Here is a 23,292-nt window from a genome sequence, read left to right on the forward strand (position 1 = left end):
TATGAACTTCCTCATCATAGCCATTCTGTCGGCATTGCTCCAAATATTCACCCCCTGGTGGACAATCGCCATCGTGCCGTTTGTGATCCTTTTCTGGCGGCCTGCTACCTCGTCGGGCGCATTCTGGAATGGCTTCGGCGGCATTGCCGTGCCGTGGCTGCTCTACGGCTACTACCAGCATTTCATTTCCGATGGCGCGTTATCCGACCGCGTTGCGAAGATATTTATGCTACCTAACGGCATTCTGCTTTTGCTGGTTACGGCACTCGTTGGCGGGCTTGTTGGCGGCTTTTCGGGGTTGTCCGGGCATTGGGTACGGCAAATCTTCCGCAGCAATCCGGTTCCGCTGTCGGGGCGTGCTTCCTGAAAGTTCCGGCCCGGCTCCCTGGTCCGCCGCTCGGGGCGGTTATTCATTGTACTTAAACACAAATCATTATCTTTGCGGCTCGTTCAAAAAAACAATAAACCTTAAAAACGTGAACAACAATACTTCATTGATCTGGAACGTCGTCCTTTCGCTTGCTGTGGCGGTGTTATTCTTCCTTCATTTTTCAAGCAAATCGTCAGACGCCGGGGCAACCGCAGATGGTGCAGTAGTGGCAGGCCGCCGCACTGTTTACGTTCAGGTGGATTCGCTTCTGAAAAACTACGATTTCTTCAAGGATACCAGAAAAGAGCTTGAAAACAAGAATTTCCAGCTTGAAAACGAGCTGACTACCAAAGGACGCTCATTGCAAAATGAAGTAGCTTTCTTCCAGCAGAAAGCACAAACAATGACTCCGGAGCAGGCCCGTTCAACAGAGGCGCAGCTGATGAAAAAGCAACAGGACCTGATGGCCTACCGCGATCAATCGGCACAGGCACTGGGTCAGGAAGAAGCAAAAAAGAATGAAGAACTGTACAAAAACATCCGTTCTTACATCGACAAATACAACAAAGAAAACGGCTACGAATATGTTCTCGGTTACTCATTGGGCGGCGGCATCCTGTTCGCAAACCCATCTCTGGACGTAACGCAGAAGATCATCGACGGTTTGAACAAAGAATATAAAAATGCCGGCAAACCAGCTGCGGCTGACACTACTAAAAAGTAGCAGTATTTCAAACTGATATTAAACAGCGAAGCAGACGGTCGGGTGATCGTCTGCTTCGCTGTTTTTGATATAAGCCGGTTTATATTTTGAGTTCGCTTAAATCGAATTCAAATCCCGGCAGCACATTCTCGCCGGACAATTGCTGGTCGAAACCTTTGATTGTGTCAACCTCACCATTAGATCGATAAACGTACGCGGTTTCAGTATCCGGATCGATCAGCCAGGCCAGGTGGCATCCATTACCGATCCATTCTTCTTGTACCTTCTTTTGAATGGTTTTTAGCTCATCATGGGGCGAGAGTAACTCTATCACAAAATCGGGGCATATCGGCGGGAATTTGGCTTTTTCGGCCTCATTCAAAGCATTCCAATTATCTGAAGAAAGCCACGACGCACTTGGCGACCTTATTGAGGAATTTGGGAGACAAAATGTAGTAGATGAATCAAAAACATGACCTAAATTACTACTCAAATCCCAGTGCATCAGCCAGTAAGAAATAGTTGCATTCAGCATTCCGGTCGTTCCTCCTGATCCAAGGCCTACATAAATTGTTCCGTCGCTTCCTCTTTCAATTTTGAGCTCGTCGTTTTCGCTGCAAAACTCATAGAAGTTTTCATCCACAGACAATGGCTTGTATTTTAGCTCAATTACCTCCATCAAATTTATTTTTAAACCAAGCCAATATAAACATTTGAAACATTAGCAGATTCAAGCCTTACCCCTCAAAAACAAAAACAGGACAGCCGGTTTCCCGACTGCCCTGCATTTGCATTAAATATATTCTTAAACCGCCGAAGAAGAGAACTTCGCGCCGATGTACTCGCGGTTCATGCGGGCGATGTTTTCGAGGCTGATTTCCTTAGGGCATTCTGCTGAGCAGGCGCCGGTGTTGGTGCAGGCTCCGAAGCCTTCTGCATCCATTTGTGCGACCATTTTCTCGGCGCGGATGCTCCGTTCGGCCTGTCCTTGCGGCAACAATGCCAGCTGGGAGATTTTGGCTGAAACGAAAAGCATTGCAGAGGCATTTTTACAAGCCGCTACGCAAGCACCGCAACCGATACAGGCCGCAGCCGCAAATGCGTCGTCCGCTGCTTCTTTGGCGATAGGCAATGCGTTCGCATCCTGTGCATTACCGGTGTTTACCGATACGAAACCACCGGCTGAGATCACCCGGTCGAAGGCGTCGCGGTCTACCACGAGGTCTTTGATCACCGGGAATGCCTGCGCTCTCCAAGGCTCCACCACGATGGTATCACCGTCGTTAAACGAACGCATGTGCAACTGGCAGGTAGTTACCCCGCGCAACGGTCCGTGCGGACGGCCATTAATATACATCGAACAAGCACCGCAGATTCCTTCGCGGCAGTCGTGATCAAATGATACAGGCTCCTTGCCTTCCACCACGAGTTGCTCATTCAATACATCGAACATTTCAAGAAATGACATATCGGGAGAAACATGGTCCAGTTTATATTCCTCGAAACCTCCCGCTGCGTCTTTATTGCTTTGTCTCCAAACTTTCAGAGACAACCTCATATTTCCTTCCATACCTATATTCTTTATATCTGATTCTTCTTTTATGCGTGACATAAATCCATGCCACAGGAGGTCTTACTTATAGCTGCGCTGAGCGATTTTGATGTTTTCGTAAACGAGTTCTTCCTTGTGAAGCTCCCAGTTTTCAAGACCTTTATGCTCCCAGGCCGAAACATACATATAGTTTTCATCGTCGCGCATTGCTTCGCCTTCTTCCGTTTGGTACTCCTCCCGGAAGTGGCCGCCGCATGATTCATTGCGGTCCAATGCATCGATACACATCAGCTCGCCGAGCTCGATGAAGTCCGCCACGCGGTTAGCCTTGTCGAGTTCAGGGTTGAAGTAATTGGCAGTACCCATAACTTTCACATCCGACCAGAAGTCTCTTCTCAGTTGGCGGATCTCTTCGATCGCCTCTTTCAAGCCCTGTGCATTACGCGCCATGCCGCATTTTTCCCACATAATCTTGCCTAACCGGCGGTGGAAAAGCTCAGGTGATGTCTTACCCTGAATGCGCAGCAAGGTGTCGATCCGATCTTTCACCTCCGCTTCCGCTTTCACGAACGCTTCGTGGTCGGTAGAGATCTTGCCGGTACGGATTTCGCTCGCCAGGTAATTACCGATGGTGTACGGGATCACGAAATAACCGTCGGCCAGGCCCTGCATCAATGCGGAAGCACCGAGGCGGTTGGCACCGTGGTCGGAGAAATTGGCCTCTCCCAGTGAATACAAACCAGGTACGGTGGTCATCAGGTTGTAATCCACCCAAAGACCGCCCATGGTATAGTGTACCGCAGGATAGATACGCATAGGCACTTCATACGGATCTTCACCCGTGATTTGCTTATACATATCGAAAAGGTTACCATATTTTTCTTTCACAACCGCCTTACCCCATGTGATAATGTCGGCGTCGGAGGCATTGTGAATGTTGTTCTTATTGGCTTCCCCACGCCCGTAACGCTCAACCGCCGCAGCAAAATCGAGGTAAACGGCCAGCTTGGAAGTTCCTACACCGAAACCGGCATCGCAACGCTCTTTCGCCGCGCGCGACGCGATGTCACGCGGTACGAGGTTACCGAATGCAGGGTAACGGCGTTCGAGGTAGTAATCGCGCTCCGCTTCGGGGATTTCATTACCCGGACGGTTGTCGTTCTGCTTTTTAGGAACCCAGATACGGCCGTCGTTACGCAACGACTCCGACATCAGTGTCAGTTTCGACTGGTGTTCGCCGGAAACCGGGATACAAGTCGGGTGAATTTGGGTAAAACAAGGGTTACCGAAGAATGCGCCGCGTTTGTGGGCTTTCCATGCTGCGGTGACGTTGCTACCCATGGCATTGGTAGAAAGGTAGAACACGTTTCCGTAACCACCCGTACAAAGCAGTACTGCATGGCCGCCATGCCTTTCAATCTCGCCCGTGATCAGGTTACGCGCGATGATACCGCGGCATTTGCCATCGATATTCACGACGTCGAGCATTTCGTGGCGGTTGTACATTTTAACAGTACCCATACCTACCTGGCGCTGCAAGCCCGAATATGCTCCGAGCAACAGCTGCTGGCCTGTTTGGCCTGCCGCGTAGAATGTGCGCTGCACCTGCGTTCCACCGAACGAGCGGTTGGACAGCAAGCCGCCGTACTCACGCGCGAAAGGCACACCAGCCGCTACGCATTGGTCGATAATGTTACCCGAAACTTCGGCCAGGCGGTGTACGTTCGCTTCGCGTGAACGGTAGTCACCCCCTTTAATGGTATCATAAAAAAGACGGTAAACCGAGTCACCGTCATTCTGGTAGTTTTTTGCTGCATTGATCCCTCCCTGTGCGGCAATGGAGTGCGCACGGCGTGGGGAATCCTGGAAACAGAATGCTTTCACTTTATAACCGAGCTCCGCGAGCGTAGCAGCGGCAGAAGCACCGGCCAATCCGGTTCCTACGACAATGATTTCGAGGTTACGTTTGTTGGCAGGGTTAACAAGCGGAACGGACGAGCGGTATTTGCTCCATTTACTTTCGAGTTGTCCTTGTGGTATTTTGGCATCCAGACGAGATGAAGTTGCCATATATCAAATATTATTTAATCGAAAATTTAGAAATAAGACACTTTCGGGGGTTACTTCACCCAGCCAAGGTAGATCGAGATCGGCATTAATGCGAAGAGGATCGGCACGATGATCGAGAATGCGGTTCCTACGAAGGAAATCAGCCCGTTGTATTTCACGTGGTTGAGCCCCAGCGACTGGAATGCGCTTTTGAAACCGTGCAGCAAATGCCAGAACAGAGAAATGCAGCCCAGGACGTACACGAGCACGATAACCGGGTTCTGGAATGTTTCAAGCATCATTTGATACAGGTTCAATTCTTCGCCGGTCGCAAACTGGTTGGAACGGTTGGGAATCCAGAACTGCGAGGTGTGAACCACAAGGAAGATCAGAAGCAATGTACCGAGCAAACCCATGCTGCGTGAGTACCAGGTGCTGTTCGCTGCCGCGTTGTTGACAGCATATTTAACCGGACGGGCGTCGCGGTTGTTTTTCCAAAGGAGCAGACCGTCAGCGATATGGATGATAAAGCCTATTACCAGGCCGATTTCAAGCGTACGTATAATCGGGTTGGTACCCATGAAATGCCCCCAATGCGAGAAAGTCTCTCCGCCATCATTATAAAAAATCATTGCATTGATGGTGGCATGAACAACCAGAAAACTAATCAGAAAAAGTCCGGTAAGAGCCATCAGAAGTTTTTTACCGATAGAGCTCGTTAACGTTTGTGAAAACCACGACATAATCAAAAACGAATGGTTTTAGTGCAAAAAAATGAGGTATATTTAGAACCTTTCAAAGGTATATCACAAACGTTAGCGAGACAATAAATCCGTTTCATTTTTGCAAACCGCCCTGTTTATTTATAATCATTATTAAGAATTATTTAGACTGATTAGCCTTTGCAAAAGCAAGACGCTCAGGGCGAAGGACTCAGCATTTCTCTTCCAACTATTTTGTAACCGTTTAGCACACATTTTCCAATACGAGTTTCGTTGAGTTGTTACATACCGGACGACTAACGAACCGACCCATGCTCAGACCTCTATCTTCCCGGCCCCTGATTGTTTTTCTGTTGCTGGCATTACCGCTCAGCCACGTTTTCGCGACACACTTCCGGGCCGGGGAAATCACGGCAAGGAGGCTCTCGCTCTCGTCGCCTACTTATGAGATCAAGTTGACCGGGTATTTCGACATGATTGGCGGCATAGGCGCTGCACAGGCGCAGAATGATGTAGTTTTTACCATCAACAGTACCGACGGCACCGGGGATCCAGAGTTCGTTACCGCGCCGAGAATCCCCCCCATTGTCGATATCGGTAACAATACCACGCAAAACGTTTACATTGCCATTTACACCTTTCGAACGGCGGGCGCCTACCGCATCTCCGTGGAAGAGGATGCACGCAATGATAATGTGCTTAATATCGGGCCTAAACCAACGAATCGCCTCAATTTTTACGTAAGCACGACCCTGGAAATCAATGCCGCATTCGGTTTGAACCGGACGCCGGTCCTCCGCAACGCGCCGATCGACATTGCCGCTGTGGGCCAGCGGTACATTCATAACCCCGCCGCATTCGACGCCGATGGAGACAGCATTGCCTACCGCATGTTCGTCCCCCAGCAGGCCGGCACTAATGGCAGGGGCATCAACCTCGAATACCAGGACCCAAACACGGTCACACCGCCCGGCCAGACCGAAACCGGCGCTTCCCCGGCGACATTCAGCATTAACCGCGTAACCGGCGACATTATCTGGGACGCTCCCGTTACGAAGGGATATTACAATGTTGCATTTATCGTAGAGGAATGGCGCGACGGTGCGCTCATAGGACAGATCGTCCGGGATATGCAGATCATCGTCGAAGATGCCCGCAACGACCGCCCCGTGCTCACGCCTTTGCAGGATATTTGTGTGGAAGCGGGCACTTTGATCAATCAGAAGGTTGTCGCGACCGATAAAAATGGCGACAAACTCACGCTCACATCCGCAAGCGGCTTGTACGATGCCACGCTGATCACGCCTCCGCTCGCCACATTCAATGTCGCCAACCAGGGCGCTCAGGGCAGCGTAACCGGCACATTCACCTGGCAGACCTCCTGCGACCACATTCGTCTGGGATCGTACAATGTGCTGTTCAAGGTCGAGGACGGACCGCCTCCAACCTATCCCAACCCCTCGCTTTTCATGAAGCTGGCCGATATGACTTCGTTCAATATCAGGGTCTACGGCCCAAAACCGACCGGATTGACAGGCACAGCTGTTACCGATCCGGGCGGAACCGCGTACCGCCTGAATTGGGACGCCTACAAATGCCAGATCCCGAATGCAAAAATTGTCATTTACAGGGCAGAGAAATGTACGGAGATCGAGGAGGACGTATGCGAACCGGGCATTCCCGCAGGTTCGGGTTATGAAGAAATCGGAAGGGTGGATGTCAATCAAACCACCTATCTGGACAACAACGGCGGCGAAGGGCTACGTCCGGGTGTTTCTTACTCTTACCGCATTGCGGTCATATTCCCGCGACCGGGCGCCAGCCCGGGCGATCCCGGTTACCTGATCGGAGGCGGCAAAAGCCTTGCTTCGGCCGAGTATTGCCTCAATTTGCCAATGGCAATGCCTGTGATTACCAATGTTACCGTCGATTCGACCAGTACTATCAGAGGACAGATCACCGTAAAATGGATCAGACCGGCGGTTACTACCGGCGTACCTGCTCAATACAAACTTTTCAGAGCCACGGGGCAAAACGGTTCCGCATTTACCGAGATCGCATCTATTAATACAAATCTTACACCGGGAGCAGCCGATACCCTGTTTGTCGACAAAGGCCTGAACACCGAAGCGAATGCCTACAACTACAAACTCGAATATTACACCACCGTAAATGGCCAGCTCACCAAATTCGATGAAACGGAAACGGCCAGCTCGGTAAGGCTCGAACAAGGCGCTGCCCCATCCAATCAGGTCGGTTTGAAGTGGACCGCACTCGTGCCCTGGGACAATGGCAACCGCGTGCACCGCGTCTACCGCGAGGACAAAACCAAGCCGGGCACTTTCAACCGTATTGCCGAGGTTTCCGTAACAGGGCCACAGACTTTCACTTACGTCGATGACGGTAAAGACAAATATGCTGCCGACGGTACTGTCGATGTGAGCATCGTCAAGGATTCGACCTATTGTTATAAAGTTGAAACCGTAGGTTCCTATAATAACAGCCAGATCAGACCATCGGTACTCTATAATTTCTCGCAGATCCTTTGTGTTTCTTCTTCGGATACCACCAAGCCTTGTCCGCCTGTGCTGAGCCTCGACCCGCTCAATTGCGATTCGCTGAGGGCACATCCGGAAGCATTCTGTACTACTTCCGGCTTTACCAACCACCTTACCTGGGAATATCCGGCTGAACTCGACGGCCGCGAATGCGACCCGCTGGTGACCGCTTACAGGGTTTACTATGCAAGATATGAGGGCGATGCACCTACTTTGATCGCCACTGTAACCACTCCGCCATCACCATTGCAGACCAGTTTCGATCACGAGGGATTGACCTCGTTTGCCGGTTGCTATTTCGTAACGGCCGTCAACCGCTTCGGAAGCGAAAGTGCGCCAAGTAATACCGTATGCCGCGACAACTGCCCGATGTTTGTTTTACCCAATGTGTTTACACCAAACGGCGACAATAAAAACGACACATTTCAGCCGCTTGAATGCCCTGCTTTCGTACAATCGCTGGAATTCAAGGTCTATAACCGCTGGGGTGCGCAGGTGTATTCCACCAAAGACGTGAACATCAACTGGGACGGTAAAACCAATGGCGGTAAAGCGCTTGCGGCAGGCCAGTACTACTATGAAGTAACCATCTATTTCGAGTCTTTCACAAAACAGGGCACGGAGACCAGCATGAAAGGCTGGGTGCAATTGCTGAGATAGCAAGGTAAAATCACGTCAGAGCGCTATTTGTGCTGCTTTGGGAGTTTGTAATAATTCATATATGATTTATGAAGTTGTTTTGTAAGTTTACAAACCGACATATTATATTCATTCCCAAAGCACACATTTTTACCTGAATTTTCGTTGATTTAACGTACTTGACAGGAGATATGGCGCCTGCCGTTACCTCCCTATCATCATAGCTCGACACGGATTTATGCGCTCTGTTTTACGAATTTCTTTATACTTAATCTTCCTGGCTTTACTGTGTAACGGCTTTCAGGCTATGGCCACGCACATACGCGCAGGGGAGATCACGGCCAAACGGACCAGTCCGGCAGGCTCGGCACGGCACACCTACGAGATCAAACTGACCGCCTATTTTGATATGCAGAATGGCGAAGGTGCTGCAAACGCGCAGAATAGCGTGTTTTTCACGATAGGTTCTGTAAACTCGGAACGCGACCCCAACTACAAGCCTGTGGTACTGGAAGCGCCGCGTATCCAACCCATTCCCAACATCGGGAACAATACCACGCAGAACACCTATATCATCACCTACACATTCCCCACCGCCGGTTTGTACCGCATTTCTTTCGAAGAGGATAACCGGAACAACAACGTACTCAACATCGGCCCTCCGCCTACGCAGAACCTGAACTTCTACGTGAGCACCGTTCTGGAAATCAATTCCAACTTCGGGCAGAACCAGACGCCCGTACTACTCAATGCACCAATCGACGTGGCCGCGGTAGGGCAGCGTTACATTCACAACCCCGGTGCATTCGATGCGGATGGCGACAGCCTTGCGTACCGTATGTTTATCCCCCAAAGAAGCGGCGTGAACGGCTCGGGTATCAATTTGCAATACAGAGATCCCAATATGGTGACGCCTCCGGGAGCTACGGAGTCCGGCGCTTCACCGGCCACTTTCAGCATGAACCGGGTCACGGGCGACCTGATCTGGGACGCGCCCGTCACGAAAGGCTACTATAACGTCGCATTTGTCGTCGAGGAATGGCGCGACGGCGCGCTGATAGGGCAGATCGTCCGGGATATGCAGATCATCGTGGAAGATGCCCGCAACGACCGACCGGAGATAAAACCGCTGCCCGATATTTGCGTCGAAGCCGGGACGCTGATCAACCAGCCAGTCACGGCGACGGACAAGAATGGCGATAAGCTTACGCTCACATCGTCGGGTGGTGTGTACGATGCCTCTTTGATCCCGCCCGCAGTCGCCAAGTTCACGGTTGCCCAGCAGGGTTCTCAGGGTACCGTCACGGGTCTGTTCAGCTGGCAGACTTCCTGCGCGCACATCCGTTTGGAGCCTTATGATGTTCTTTTCAAAGTAGAAGATGCTCCCGGTCCGGGCGTTCCCAATCCCTCGCTGTTCCGAAAGCTGGTCGATATGACTACGGTGAATATCCGGGTCTACGGGCCGCAGGCAACCGGATTGAAAGGCACAGCAGTGACCGACCCTACCGGGACCGCGTACCGCCTCAACTGGGACGCTTACAAATGCCAGATCCCGGGCGCCAAGATCGCCATTTACCGTGCTGAAAAATGTACCGACATTCCCATAGAAGTATGTAGCCCCGGCATTCCCGCGGGTTCCGGTTACGAAGAAATAGGAAGAGTGGATATCAATCAGACTACCTTCCTGGATAACAACGGCGGCGAAGGGCTCCGTCCGGGTGTATCTTACTCCTACCGCATTGTGGCCATGTTCCCAAGACCAGGCGCCAGCCCGAGCGATCCGGGTTACCTGATCGGAGGCGGTGAAAGCCTTGCTTCGGCCGAATATTGCCTCAACTTGCCGTTGGCAATGCCGGTGATTACCAATGTTACCGTCGATTCGACTAGCACCACCAGAGGACAGATCACCGTAAAATGGATCAGACCGGCAGTAGCGGCAGGTTTGCCGGCTCAATACCGCCTGTACAGGGCCACCGGCCAGAATGGTAATGCATTCACCAAGATCGCCGACATCAATACCAACCTCACACCACGGGCAGCCGATACCCTGTTTGTAGACAAAGGCCTGAACACCGAAGCGAATGCCTACAACTACAAACTCGAATATTACACCACCGTAAATGGCCAGCTCACCAAATTCGATGAAACGGAAACGGCCAGCTCGGTAAGGCTCGAACAAGCCGCCGCCCAATCCAACCAGGTTGGTTTGAAATGGACCGCCCTCGTGCCCTGGGACAATGGCAATCGCGTGCACCGCGTATACCGCGAGGACAAAACCAAACCGGGTACTTTCAACCGCATTGCCGAGGTTTCCGTAACAGGGCCACAGACTTTCACTTACGTCGATGACGGTAAAGACAAATATGCCGCCGACGGAACTGTCGATGTGAGCATTGTCAAAGACTCGACCTATTGTTACAAAGTTGAAACCGTAGGTTCCTATAATAACAGCCAGATCAAACCATCGGTACTCTATAATTTCTCGCAGATTCTTTGTGTTTCCTCTTCGGATACCACCAAGCCTTGTCCGCCTGTGCTGAGCCTCGACCCGCTTAACTGCGATTCGCTCAGGGCACATCCGGAAGCATTCTGTACTACTTCCGGCTTTACCAATCACCTTACCTGGGAATATCCGGCTGAACTCGACGGCCGCGAATGCGACCCGCTGGTCACCGCTTACAGAGTTTACTATGCAAGATATGCAGGTGATACGCCTACGTTGATCGCCACTGTGACGACCCCGCCATCGCCATTGGAAACCAGCTTCGACCACGAAGGATTGACCTCATTTGCCGGTTGCTATTTTGTAACTGCCGTTAACCGCTTCGGAAGCGAAAGTGCGCCCAGCAATACGGTATGCCGCGACAACTGCCCGATGTTCGTCTTACCCAATGTATTTACACCAAACGGCGACAACAAAAACGACACATTCCAGCCTCTTGAATGCCCTGCTTTCGTACAATCGCTGGAATTCAAGGCCTACAACCGCTGGGGTGCGCAGGTATATTCCACCAAAGACGTGAACATCAACTGGGACGGTAAAACCAATGGCGGTAAAGAGCTTGCGGCAGGCCAGTACTATTATGAAGTGACTATTTATTTCGAATCATCTCAAAAACAAAGCACGCCTGTAACCATGAAAGGATGGGTGCAGCTGCTGCGATAGGCGCTTTTTTCTTTCACATTCAAGTATTTCCTTTGTAGCCCGGTTTTTTTACCGGGCTTTTTTATTTTATTGTGAATAACCTTAAATCATCGATATGAAAACGGCATATGTTTTCCCTGGTCAGGGCTCGCAGTTCAAAGGAATGGGTCTGGACCTTTACCAGAGCTCCGATTCCGCCAAGGCATTGTTTGAAAAAGCGAACGAAATCCTCGGTTTCGACATCACGAAAATCATGTTCGAAGGCACCGACGAGGAGCTGAAACAGACGAATGTGACCCAACCGGCGATATTCATCCACTCGGTAATCCTCGCGAAAATCACACCCGATTTTGCACCAAACATGGTAGCGGGACACTCACTGGGCGAATTTTCGGCATTGGTTGCAGCAGGAGCGCTTTCCTTCGAGGACGGCCTCTCGCTCGTGGCAAAACGTGCCGCCGCCATGCAGAAAGCCTGCGAAATCCGCCCGTCGACGATGGCTGCGATCCTGGGTCTTGCCGACAATGTGATCGAAGAGATCTGCGCCGGTATTACCGACGAGATCGTCGTGCCTGCTAACTACAACTGCCCGGGACAAGTGGTGATTTCGGGAACCATCGAAGGTGTAGAACGCGCCAACGAACTCCTGAAAGCCGCCGGCGCGAAACGCGCATTGGTACTGCCCGTGGGAGGCGCATTCCACTCGCCATTGATGGAGCCTGCACGTGAAGAACTCGCTGCGGCGATCCATGCGGCGCAATTTGAGCCGCCGATCTGCCCGGTTTACCAGAATGTGAATGCAAAACCGGCCACGGAAGTAGCCGTTATCAAAGAAAACCTGATCTCACAACTCACCGCTCCGGTAAAATGGACGCAGTCGGTAGAGCAAATGGTGGCCGATGGCGCGGAAATCTTTATCGAGTCGGGACCGGGCAAAGTTTTGCAAGGCCTTGTAAAAAAGATCGCTAGCAACGTAGAGCTAAAAAGTATTTAATTTTTTTACCAAAAAACTTGACACGTTACCCTGCTAACATTACTTTTGCACCACTGTTTACGGTTTTGGCCGATGGTGTAATGGTAACACAGGACATTTTGGTTGTCTTATTCAGGGTTCGAGTCCTTGTCGGCCAACAGTAGAAGTCATAAACCGCTGTAATGAATGTTACAGCGGTTTTATTTTTAAAGGTGTTCCGGTGGCACGCATTGGACAAATTCCCCTAAACTCGGACGTCGAATGCCTGGAAAAAAACCGAATAAAATCCGACTTTATCGGATTACACATAGGGACAATCTGGAATTCATCGTCCTAAATGGGATGTATACAAAACATTCCCCGAATAGAGACCCTAACTACATCGACATCGGAGACAATTCCTTGATAGCACAAAGGAATGACTATCCAATATCAATCCCTCCCAATGGCACACTAGGAACGTATGTTCCATTTTATTTTGGTCCACTTTCTCCCATGCTTTTTAACATAAAAACTGGCTACCGGGGAATTAGGCAACGATCTCAATCTGAAATTATCTATATTGTGTGCGAGGCCAACAGCATTGTCGATGCTTGCGACAAATGGTGCTTTATAGATGGTCATGCAAAAAATCATATAACCGAGTTCTTTAATCAGTTGGTCGACCTGGATCATGTAAACTGGGATGTCGTCCGTGCAAGATATTGGCACAACGACGATGACAATTATGATAAGATGCGGCAAAAGCAAGCGGAATTTCTCGTCAAAGACCATGTGCCAGCCAAATGTATAAATGCCATTGTAGTATTCGACTCCGAAACCGAGAATATCGTAAATCTGGTTCTACAAAGAAATGGTATGAACATATCTGTGTATGTAAATCCGAATAACAATTTCTACTACTGATGCACTTCGTAACAGGAAACCTTCTTGACTCCGAAAGTGAGGCCTTGGTGAATACCGTTAATACCGTTGGTGTTATGGGCAAAGGTATAGCACTCCAGTTTAAAGAGACATTTCCCAATAATTTTAAAGAATATGTTCAAGCGTGCAAGACTGGTGAACTAAGGATAGGCTCACTGTTGGTGGTTCGCGAACGTATCATCACTGGTGAACGCGTCATAATAAACTTTCCCACAAAGACACAGTGGTATCTCAAATCAAAATATGAATACATCGAAGAGGGCTTAAAAGAGCTTGTGAACGTGATTCATTCCTATCGGATCAAGAGTATCGCCATACCCCCGTTGGGATGCGGAAATGGCGGGTTAAAATGGGAAAGAGTAAAAGACCTAATTCAGAAATACCTTTCCCCGATCCAAGACGTTAAGGTAACAGTCTATGAACCAAGCGCTGAAGTCAAAGAGATTCTGAAAAGAGAAAGTAGCTCCAAGAAAAGCAAATTGACTCCTGCTCGTGCCATGCTCCTTTACGCTATGTTTTATTATGAGAGTTCAGGAGAGTCATCCAGCTTATTCGTTGCTAATAAGCTCGCCTACTTGCTCCAAAGATTAGGGGAGTCTAGTATGAATCGGATGAAGTTCCAAGCAAATCATTACGGCCCTTATGCTGTTCAGGTAGAGCATATGTTACTTGCCCTAAACGGAGAGTATATCCGCGGCCTGGAACAAATGAGTGTCAAGGCTTTTGAACCAATAGTGCTGAAATACGATAAAATGCAGGAAGTCAGCGATTACGTCAGGAAAGAGCTTCATGAAGACCAACGAAATCGCGTAAAAAACCTGATCGATTTGATAGACGGGTTTCAATCAGCCCTTGCTCTTGAGGTTCTTGCCACCGTTGATTTTATTAAAAGATCCAATCCTGAATTTAGCAAAGAACAGGTTGTTGAATCGATAAAATCATGGAGCAATCGAAAAAGTAACCTGTTTAAAGACAGGCATATTTCTATCGCGCTTTCTCACTTGCAAGAGTACGCGAAACGTGCGTCATTATCTTCTTAAATTTGAACACCCTCGCGTAAAGTACATACACAGTGAGACTCGCGAAGTGTCAAATTAACATTGCCAGCCTTGTCGGCCAACAGTAAAAAAAGAGCTCATTGAAAAATGAGCTCTTTTTTTATTTCCCCCACCCCCACCTTTCCGACATAAGAATACTCCTTAATTCCAGCGGTGACATCACCATTTAATAGCATTTCCAAATTTTTGCGACTTTACGGTGACATTAAGGAAACCATTTTAAAAATTTGGTTACTTAATGTAACTTTTCTGCTATAAAATTTGATATGAAATGTTACATTTACTATGTTTTAACCTAAACAGCACCCATATGAAAGTAGACAAAGTTAAAAAGCGTGATCGCGAGCGCACGAAGAGTAAAATACTCAAGGCGGTCGGCGAAGTAATTGAACAACATGGCACCGAAAAAGTAGGCGTCAATCTGATCGCCAGAACTGCCGGAGTCAACAAAGTACTGATTTACAGGTACTTTGAAAGCGTAGACGGCCTGATGGAACAATACGTCAGGTCGGGAGAGTACACGTCAACCCTCAGCACCGATTACATTGACAACATCCCCGAGCTGACTCCGGAAGAACGGAAGAAAGCTCTCACGTCCCTCATGCACACTTTCACGAACGATCTGCGCCAGCGTAAAGCCACGCGCGACCTGCTCCGCTGGGAAATCGGAACCGGAAAGTCGATGCTTTCAGACGCCCGCAACCAGATTGCGACGCGCATCCTGAGCAAAATAGGAGACCTGCCCTATTACAATGACACCAGCGCGTTGATCGCATTCATTTCAGCAGGCATTTATTTTTTGACTATCTCCTCCGATTATCGTGAAAAAATGCTTGATGTAGACCTTCAAACCGATGAAGGATGGAAGCGAATCGAGCGCGTGATTGACAGTATTATCTCGGACGTCCGGGGTTGACGATAAAAAACCAAATGCCCTTCCCACGAAACGGGAAGGGCATTTCCTTTTATTGGCGGTTACTCAACTATATTTGCGGTGGAAAATACCGCATTTGAATGAGCGTACTGAAAAAACTGGCCAGTGAAACCGCCACCTACGGCATCAGCACCATGCTGGGCCGCTTCCTGAATTACCTGCTGGTGGCCCTGCATACCAAGCTTTTTGAACCTCAGCAAATTGCCGCACAAGGACAGCTTTTCGCCTACGCGGGCCTCGCCCTCGTCCTTTACACATTCGGGATGGAAACGGCATTCTTCCGTTTCGCGCGGGAGGAAAAGGACCGGAAACAGTACTACGATCTCATATTAAGCGCGGTGATCATGGTGAGCCTGGTCTGCTCCACCCTCATGTTCGTGTTCGCGCAGCCGGTCGCGGAGCTGATCAGGTATCCCGAGTCGGCTTCCATTGTAAGAATGTTCGCCATCATCATGGCTACCGACGGCATCGTGTCCATTCCGTTTGCACGGCTAAGGCTGGAAGGCAAAGGCAAAAAGTTCGTGATCATCCGGGTTACCAACATTCTTATCAACATTTTCCTGAACCTGTTCTTCCTGCTTGTCTGCCGTGACATTCATGCCGGGAAATACCTAATCTTCCTCCAACCGGCCGTAGATTTGTTTTACAACCCGCTTCATGCGCCGGATTACATCGTACTTGCGAACCTCATCGCCAATCTTGCATTCTTCTGGATGCTGCGGAAAGAATTCGCCGACTTCCGGTTCGTATTCAGCCGCGATTTATTCAAACCGGTTTGGGTTTACGCATTCCCGGTGATGGTCATGAACATCGGCGGCGTGCTCAATATGCTCTTCGACCGCGCATTTATCCAGTTCCTGTTGCCCGAAGGTTTTTACCCCGGCCGCAGCAACGAAACCGCCATCGGTATTTATGTGCAATGCTACAAGCTGTCGATATTTATGAACCTGGCGATCCAGGCCTTTAAATACGCCGCAGAGCCATTTTTCTTTTCCAAAGGCGAAGACAAGAATGCCCCGCCGGTATTTGCGAAGGTCACCAAGTATTTTATCATCATCTGCGTGCTCATGTGGGTGGGCATATGCCTGAACCTCGACCTCTTTGCTGAGCTATTCCTTAAAAAGAAGATTTACCACGAAGGACTGGCCGTGGTACCATGGCTGCTGGCTGGTTACCTTTTCCTGGGGGTGTATTACAATCTGGCGACCTGGTTTAAACTCACCGATAAAACGCAATATGGTACCTGGCTCACGCTCACGGGCGCGGGCATCACCATCGCAACCAGCTTTGTACTCGTGCCGCAGATCGGCTACATGGGTTTTGCGATCGCATTTGCGCTGTCGGGCTTTATAATGCTTGTGCTTTGCTATTATTTCGGGCAGAAATTTTACCCGGTGCCTTACGATGTAATGTCGGCGGTAGGCTACATCGGCGGGGGCGCATTGCTAATCTACGCCTCTTCTTTGTTTAAAATACCAAATCTGTGGCTTTCCGTACCCGTGCACATGGGCGTGCTGGCGGTCTTCGCTGCCGTGGTATTTTTGGTTGAAAGAAAGAATATTCCCGCATTGAACCGGCGTTAAAACACCTATTCCTGCATTTCGCGGAGCAGCTTGTTAGAGAAAAGGAATTCTTTCAGCTCGGGAACGGTGGTTTTGGTAATTTCGGTATTCACGCCTTCCCAAAGTTTATCTCCCTGGTAAAGGAACATGATATTCTGTCCGATCTCCATCACCGAATTCATATCGTGGGTAATGATAATGGTGGTGATCTGGTATTCCTCGGTAATCTCTTTGATCAGTTCGTCAATCTTCACCGACGTCAATGGGTCCAATCCCGAGTTGGGTTCGTCACAAAAGAGGTAGGCCGGGTTCATTACAATGGCCCGCGCAATGCCTACACGCTTCTTCATCCCGCCGCTGATCTCCGAAGGCATCCGTTTAGCGGCCTGTTCCAGCCCTACCCTTTGCAGGCAGAATGCAACCCGCTCGCGTTTTTCTTCCGGCGATTGAGAAGTTAGCATATCCAGTGGGAAGCGCACATTTTCTTCAACGGTTTTGGAATCAAACAATGCCCCGCCCTGGAACAAAACGCCCATTTCGCGGCGGATGGATTGCTGGGTTTCTTTGTCACAATTGTAAAAATCGCGGCCATTGTAAAGCACATTACCCTGGTCGGGCTTCACGAGGCCGATCATACATTTGAGCAATACACTTTTACCCGTACCACTGCCGCCGATGATCAGGTTCGTCTCGCCTTTCTGAAACTGGGCCGAAATCCCCTTTAAAACTTCCTTACCGTTGAATGCCTTCGAGATATTGTTGATTTCAATCATTTTGTGGCTCAGTTGAGAACAAACCAAATGGTTTTAGTGCATTACAAAAGCAGCTGTGCGAGCAGGTAATCGGCCACCAGGATCGAAATACAACTGTTGGTAACGGCCTGCGTGCTGGCTTTACCAACCTCCAACGCGCCGCCCGAGGTAAAAAATCCCTTGAAGGAAGAAATGGAGGCGATCAGGAAGCCGAAAACGAAAGGTTTTACACACATGAAAAATATATTATAGGGCACGAAGGAATCGCGGATACCGTATAAATAATCCCGTTCGGTAATGACGCCCGTGAGCGTCCCGGCCAGATAACCGCCCAGAATGCCCAGAAATGCGGAAAATATGACAAGCATCGGGAATGTGAGCATTGCCGCTACGACTTTCGGAAGCACCAGATAAGAAGATGAGTTAATTCCCATCACTTCCAATGCATCGATTTGCTCGGTAATGCGCATGGTACCCAACTCGCTGGCGATATTGGAACCTACTTTTCCGGCGAGAACGATACAGGTAATGGTCGGTGCGAGTTCGAGGATTTCCATGTCGCGGACGATCAATGCCACGGTGGAAATCGGTATAATGGGGCTCACAAGGTTATATGCCGTCTGAATACAAGACACCGCACCGATAAACGTGGATACGATCGCGACGATGAAGATTGAACTCACTCCGATACCCACGCATTCCTCCATCAGCCTCCGCCAGTACACCGATAATTTCTCGCCCTTCCCGAACAACGTCCCTAAAAAAATGAAGTATTTACCGATTACAGACATGATATCTTAATTGTATTCAATATTTTCGGGAAAATTAGGCAAAAAAAGAAGTAATCAGAAAAATGAATCCATTAGCGGTTGTAACCGGTGGAACAAAAGGGATCGGAAGGGCAGCGATAGAAAAATTTTTAGCACAAGGCTTCGATGTAATTACCTGCGCAAGAAACGAGAGCGACCTGCTCGCACTGCAACAAACATTCAGCGAAAGTTTTCCCCAATCGAAACTAAGTTATTTAACGGCCGACCTCTCGGTAAGGGCCGATGTAGACGCATTCATCGCATTTATCCACAAGCACCCTGCGCCTGCGCAGGTACTTATCAACAATACCGGCGTATTCATCCCCGGGCAGGTTCATAACGAAACCGAAGGCACGCTGGAAAAGACGATGGAGACCAACCTGTACAGTGCTTACCACCTCACGCGCGGGCTGCTCGCAGGTATGATGGAGCACAAAAAGGGCCATATTTTCACCATTTGCTCCACCGCCAGCATTATCGCCTACCCGAATGGCGGCTCCTACTGCATTTCGAAGTTCGCATTGTACGGTATGACGAAGGTTTTGCGCGAGGAAATGAAACCCTACAATGTGAAGGTAACGGCCATTTTACCCGGCGCGACGTATACCGACAGCTGGAAAGGCACCGAGCTACCCGAGGACCGTTTCATGGATTCCGGCGACGTGGCCGAGTCGATCTGGGCTGCCTACGCCTTGTCTCCCAGGGCAGTTGTGGAAGAAATTCTGATCCGCCCGCAGCTGGGAGATTTGGATTGATGAGTGAACAATAGCGCAATTTTACTAAATTGCCGCATTTTTAAAATTATTTATTAAACCCATATTTCATTTCATGGAACAATACCTCGGTATAGACGTGGGCGGTACTAACGTAAAAATGGGGATCGTTGACGCTACGGACGGAAGAATCTCGAATTTTTACAGTCACGATACCGCCAGCTGGCGCAGCTCCGGGCATTTTATAGACAGATTAGGTGATGCAATTGCGCTCCAACTCGTTGAATACCCCGAAGTCAAAAAAGTAGGGATTGGCGTTCCGGGACTCATTTCCCGCGACAGGACCACGCTGATCGAAATCACGGCAATCCCCGAAATCGACGGGATCACCATTGTTCCGGATCTGAAAGCGCGTTTCCCACAGCATGATTTTTACCTCGAAAACGACGCGAACGCGGCTGCTTTGGGTGAATATTATTTTGGAGAAGACAAACTTCCGGAAGACTATATTTTCGTAACCCTCGGCACCGGCATCGGCGGTGCGGCGATTATCGATAAAAAGGTATTCAAAGGCGGCGGCGGTAATGCCATGGAGCCAGGCCACGTTCCTTCTAAAAACGGAAAGGTACTCGAACGCAACATCGGTAAGAAAGAATTGCTCGATATGGCCAATGCCATGCGCGCCGCTTACACTGGAACTACCCAGCTTCCTGCCGACGGAACGATCTCAACTACCGGACTTGTAGCAGCTGCTTCGGCTGGCGACGAGCTGGCGAAAGCTGTTTTCACCGAAATGGGTTACCTGCTCGGCGAAGGTCTGGTTTCGATGATCCGTATACTGGATATTACAACAATTTTGATCGGCGGTGGTATTTCTGCCTCATTTGAGTTTATTTTGCCGGCAATTAACGATCGTTTCAAATACTGGCTCACACCTTATTATTTGAAAACCATTACTATCAAACGCGCAACGCTTGCGAATGACGCCGGACTTCTTGGCGCGGCTTCATTGTGTTTTGAATAACGAATAACACCGAAACAACAGAGGTTCAGTCTTAGACAGTTTCACTCTTATTGGTCCCTGCTTTATCCTCATTCAGGACATTAACCCTGAATATGATTACAAGGAATTTAATATATAGCTAAAACCGGTTATCAAAGGATTTTGCGGATGTGGTGCAAGGTTCCCGTTTTATTCGGGAATTGCACCGCATCTTTTTTTATGCTTGATCAGGATAATTTGCGGAATTGCGGGTGATAACCCTGGTTTTATTTTTTGAGCAAATACTTTTCAAACAAAGACCCTTCTTTCAGCGAATACTGCTTAACCACTTCCGGTCCATTTGATGAATAGGCCCTTTCAAGCATATCATAAATATCCGTCCCAAATCCGCTGACATTCGGATTTTCAATGGTGTTCCGTTTCCCCTTTAAAACAAAAATCCGGTCGTAGTAGAATTTGACCGAGCTGGTGCCGTTAGCCACCCAGAAAACAATTCCCAACAGAATCCCTTTCCGGAGCTTTTGCTTTTTACTCCAAAGATTTACAAACAAATGGGCGATTGACATTCCCATTATCATCTGAATGCAAAGAGCTGCCCTGATGTTCAGATCATTGTAGTAACCAACCTGAAATAAGCTTAATACACAAGCAAATGCAATGGCGGCCAGAACAATGGTCCGGTCGAAGTAAAGTAAGTCGCGGCCGAAGAAAACGAACCAGATTCCATAGGAGAAAAACAGGTAGAAGGCATAATACACTATCCAGTCCGATGCGCCTGAATTCCAGATTACCCTGTTGCTTTCCATATCCGTGGCCTGGGAGCCCGCCAGAAAGAGCAGCACCGGCAAATAAGCCAGTGTCGTTGTAATCAAAAACAGAAGACACCTGCCAAACGATTCGGCGATCAAATCTTTGAAATAAACGAACACCGGTATCAGGACGAACGGCAGCATACCCACCGTTGCAAACGGCGTCAGAAAAAGCGTTGCCGGAAGCAGGAACAAGAGTGAAAAAAGGTAGTTTTTCTCTTTGCAAACTGCCACAAACATGCTCACCATCAGTATGCAGGGAATCGTATGCTGTGGCGATTCGGACAGCGACCGGGTGAATACGGGCACCTGGTTCAATACAAATTTATCGGGAAGATAAACTGCGTTGTTCTGGATAACGCCCGATTGAGGGGCGAGCCAGTCAAGAAGCGGGTAGCAGATGCTGATATATGCGCCGATCAATAGCGAAAGGCAAACAAAAATTCGTTGCCAGAATCCGAAGTGAATGAACTTGATCTGTGTCCAGATGAAGGTTAATGTTACTCCTGCCGCACACCACAGGAAAAAGTAATATTTGGCCCATGACAACGACGTGCATTTACTTAATAGCGCCGGGATCAGGTAAAATCCCAGGTAATAACACATATAAATCCCCTTGTCTTCTTCATAAATAGGCAAGGGCTTGGTCGCCAGAATATTCAGCTTGTAATTGTGAATGAGGTAATCGTAACTCTGGTAGGGCACCATGCCAAATTCCGACAGGCTACAAACGATCAGCGCGAGGATGGCCGATGATATTACAATTGGTTTGAGGTTAATTTCCGGGCTGTCGCGACCGAGGCCCCGAACGGACATGGCGAAAGCAAATGAGCAGGCTATCAGGGACACGGTCGCATATATCGGTGCTAGCCAATACCAGATAAATAATACCGATGGAAGAGCGATGTAGGCAAGAGTAACATATGTAAGCCGCTTCATTCATTAATGAATATTAACCTCGACGTTGAGAGTTATCCCGAACTTTTTATTTACAGATTCACGTATTTTTTCCGACAATGCCTTGATTTTCGCCCCCGAGCCGCCACCGTAATTGACAAGTACCAGCGCCTGCCGTGCATGAACGCCGATATCGTCTTCCCGGTAACCTTTCCAGCCCGCCCGCTCGATCAGCCAGCCCGCCGGAACTTTGGTGGTTTCGGCGTCGACAGGGTAGCCCGGTATTTCGGGGAACAATTCCCGTAAATGGGCAAATTGCGCAACGGGGATTTCAGGGTTTTTAAAAAAACTTCCTGCATTACCGATTTCGGCAGGGTCAGGCAATTTGCTTCGCCGGATCTGCATGATTGCCTCGCTGACGTCACGGATAGTTGGAATCTCCGCCCCCATTTCCCGCAAAGTCTTTTGAACATCTCCGTATGCCGCATTCAGAACAGGCTTCTTATTCAGTCTGAAAGTGGCACCGGTAATCACATATTTGTCTTTCAAAGACTTCTTGAATACGCTTTCGCGGTAGCCGAACTGGCACTCTTCATTACTGAAAATACGTTTTTCGCCGCTTTCGATGTCTACCGCCTCCACGCATTCGATCACGCTTTTAACTTCCACGCCGTATGCGCCGATATTCTGCATGGGAGCCGCGCCAACCGTTCCGGGAATGAGCGAGAGGTTTTCCACGCCGCCATAGCCTTTATCCACACAATGCATTACGAAATCGTGCCAAACCTCACCCGCGCCCACTGCCAGCACGACCGTTTCCTCATTTTCTTCCACAACTGTGATACCCACGATAGCCGGGTGGATCACGAGCGCTTCGATGTCCCTGGTAAGCAAAATATTGCTGCCGCCGCCGAGGATGAACTTTGGCGTATTCTTCCACTCAGGATCATGCAAAATGGCCGCTAATTCATCGACAGAGTGCACATTTATAAAAAACCTGGCATCGGCATCGAGCCCGAATGTATTGAGATGGCGAAGCGAAACGTTGGATTGTACTAGCATTGAAATCGGGGATAAACCGGGTAAAGTTAGGTATTACATTCAAAATTCAGTGGTATGG

The 23,292-nt window shown here is 49.2% G+C and carries 19 protein-coding genes and 1 tRNA gene; 12 read left to right on the top strand and 8 right to left on the bottom strand.

The features are described 5' to 3' along the window. The first annotated feature begins 1 nt into the window (after nucleotide 1). Both BLQ88_RS22875 and BLQ88_RS22880 read left to right on the top strand, forming a co-directional pair. Nucleotides 2-367 (top strand): hypothetical protein, encoded by a 366-nt coding sequence (locus tag BLQ88_RS22875; RefSeq protein ID WP_090154826.1) that lies wholly within the window; start codon nucleotides 2-4, stop codon nucleotides 365-367. A 109-nt stretch (nucleotides 368-476) separates the two neighbouring features. Further along, complete coding sequence (locus tag BLQ88_RS22880; protein ID WP_090154828.1) at nucleotides 477-1,094, top strand: OmpH/Skp family outer membrane protein; 618 nt, start codon at nucleotides 477-479, stop codon at nucleotides 1,092-1,094. A gap of 79 nt (nucleotides 1,095-1,173) precedes the next feature. Here the strand turns inward: BLQ88_RS22880 and BLQ88_RS22885 are convergent, their stop codons facing one another. The 4 genes from BLQ88_RS22885 to BLQ88_RS22900 all read right to left on the bottom strand — a co-directional run bounded on the left by BLQ88_RS22885 (nucleotide 1,174) and on the right by BLQ88_RS22900 (nucleotide 5,417). Further along, a complete protein-coding gene (locus BLQ88_RS22885) occupies nucleotides 1,174-1,752 on the bottom strand; it encodes a Uma2 family endonuclease (protein WP_090154830.1) in 579 nt (192 codons plus the stop codon). Nucleotides 1,753-1,878: 126 nt separating this feature from the next. Further along, entirely contained in the window at nucleotides 1,879-2,631 is a 753-nt protein-coding gene (locus tag BLQ88_RS22890) for a succinate dehydrogenase/fumarate reductase iron-sulfur subunit (protein WP_218132948.1), read from the bottom strand. A 75-nt stretch (nucleotides 2,632-2,706) separates the two neighbouring features. Further along, complete coding sequence (locus tag BLQ88_RS22895; protein WP_090154834.1) at nucleotides 2,707-4,695, bottom strand: fumarate reductase/succinate dehydrogenase flavoprotein subunit; 1,989 nt, start codon at nucleotides 4,693-4,695, stop codon at nucleotides 2,707-2,709. Nucleotides 4,696-4,745: 50 nt separating this feature from the next. After that, entirely contained in the window at nucleotides 4,746-5,417 is a 672-nt protein-coding gene (locus BLQ88_RS22900) for a succinate dehydrogenase cytochrome b subunit (protein ID WP_090154836.1), read from the bottom strand. 290 nt (nucleotides 5,418-5,707) lie between these two features. Here BLQ88_RS22900 and BLQ88_RS22905 point away from each other — a divergent pair, with 290 nt between their 5' ends. From BLQ88_RS22905 to BLQ88_RS22940, 8 genes are all read left to right on the top strand, one after another. Then, complete coding sequence (locus tag BLQ88_RS22905; RefSeq protein WP_090154838.1) at nucleotides 5,708-8,614, top strand: T9SS type B sorting domain-containing protein; 2,907 nt, start codon at nucleotides 5,708-5,710, stop codon at nucleotides 8,612-8,614. Nucleotides 8,615-8,900: 286 nt separating this feature from the next. Continuing rightward, nucleotides 8,901-11,759: a T9SS type B sorting domain-containing protein gene (locus BLQ88_RS22910; protein WP_090154840.1), complete on the top strand. Its 2,859-nt coding sequence runs from the start codon at nucleotides 8,901-8,903 to the stop codon at nucleotides 11,757-11,759. A gap of 94 nt (nucleotides 11,760-11,853) precedes the next feature. Next, nucleotides 11,854-12,732, top strand: a complete 879-nt coding sequence (gene fabD / locus BLQ88_RS22915; protein ID WP_090154842.1) for an ACP S-malonyltransferase — start codon at nucleotides 11,854-11,856, stop codon at nucleotides 12,730-12,732. A gap of 66 nt (nucleotides 12,733-12,798) precedes the next feature. Continuing rightward, a tRNA-Gln gene (locus BLQ88_RS22920) sits at nucleotides 12,799-12,869 on the top strand. 103 nt (nucleotides 12,870-12,972) lie between these two features. Continuing rightward, nucleotides 12,973-13,617 (top strand): type II toxin-antitoxin system toxin DNA ADP-ribosyl transferase DarT, encoded by a 645-nt coding sequence (gene darT / locus BLQ88_RS22925; protein ID WP_090154844.1) that lies wholly within the window; start codon nucleotides 12,973-12,975, stop codon nucleotides 13,615-13,617. Then, nucleotides 13,617-14,675, top strand: a complete 1,059-nt coding sequence (darG, locus tag BLQ88_RS22930) for a type II toxin-antitoxin system antitoxin DNA ADP-ribosyl glycohydrolase DarG (protein WP_090154846.1) — start codon at nucleotides 13,617-13,619, stop codon at nucleotides 14,673-14,675. Before darT ends, darG begins: the two co-directional genes overlap by 1 nt. 328 nt (nucleotides 14,676-15,003) lie before the next feature. Then, nucleotides 15,004-15,609 carry a TetR/AcrR family transcriptional regulator gene (locus BLQ88_RS22935; protein WP_090154848.1) on the top strand — a complete coding sequence of 202 codons (606 nt, stop codon included), beginning with the start codon at nucleotides 15,004-15,006 and terminating at the stop codon, nucleotides 15,607-15,609. A gap of 98 nt (nucleotides 15,610-15,707) precedes the next feature. After that, on the top strand, nucleotides 15,708-17,210 hold the full coding sequence (locus tag BLQ88_RS22940; RefSeq protein WP_090154850.1) for a lipopolysaccharide biosynthesis protein: 1,503 nt from the start codon (nucleotides 15,708-15,710) through the stop codon (nucleotides 17,208-17,210). 5 nt (nucleotides 17,211-17,215) lie between these two features. Here BLQ88_RS22940 and BLQ88_RS22945 read toward each other — a convergent pair whose 3' ends face one another. Beyond that, the gene (locus BLQ88_RS22945; RefSeq protein ID WP_090154852.1) at nucleotides 17,216-17,962 is read right to left on the bottom strand and encodes an ABC transporter ATP-binding protein; all 747 of its coding nucleotides are present in this window, start codon (nucleotides 17,960-17,962) and stop codon (nucleotides 17,216-17,218) included. Between the two features lie 41 nt (nucleotides 17,963-18,003). After that, nucleotides 18,004-18,732, bottom strand: a complete 729-nt coding sequence (locus BLQ88_RS22950; protein ID WP_015813410.1) for an MlaE family ABC transporter permease — start codon at nucleotides 18,730-18,732, stop codon at nucleotides 18,004-18,006. Nucleotides 18,733-18,794: 62 nt separating this feature from the next. Between BLQ88_RS22950 and BLQ88_RS22955 the strand changes: the two genes are divergently transcribed. Next, nucleotides 18,795-19,505: an SDR family oxidoreductase gene (locus tag BLQ88_RS22955; RefSeq protein ID WP_090154853.1), complete on the top strand. Its 711-nt coding sequence runs from the start codon at nucleotides 18,795-18,797 to the stop codon at nucleotides 19,503-19,505. Nucleotides 19,506-19,578: 73 nt separating this feature from the next. After that, nucleotides 19,579-20,487, top strand: coding sequence for an ROK family protein (locus BLQ88_RS22960; protein WP_090154855.1), 909 nt, complete (start codon nucleotides 19,579-19,581; stop codon nucleotides 20,485-20,487). Nucleotides 20,488-20,732: 245 nt separating this feature from the next. Here the strand turns inward: BLQ88_RS22960 and BLQ88_RS22965 are convergent, their stop codons facing one another. Beyond that, nucleotides 20,733-22,091, bottom strand: a complete 1,359-nt coding sequence (locus BLQ88_RS22965; protein WP_090154857.1) for a hypothetical protein — start codon at nucleotides 22,089-22,091, stop codon at nucleotides 20,733-20,735. A gap of 126 nt (nucleotides 22,092-22,217) precedes the next feature. Then, on the bottom strand, nucleotides 22,218-23,234 hold the full coding sequence (murB, locus tag BLQ88_RS22970; RefSeq protein WP_090154859.1) for a UDP-N-acetylmuramate dehydrogenase: 1,017 nt from the start codon (nucleotides 23,232-23,234) through the stop codon (nucleotides 22,218-22,220). Nucleotides 23,235-23,292 lie beyond the last annotated feature (58 nt).

This window comes from Dyadobacter soli, assembly GCF_900101885.1.
Lineage (GTDB): Bacteria > Bacteroidota > Bacteroidia > Cytophagales > Spirosomataceae > Dyadobacter > Dyadobacter soli.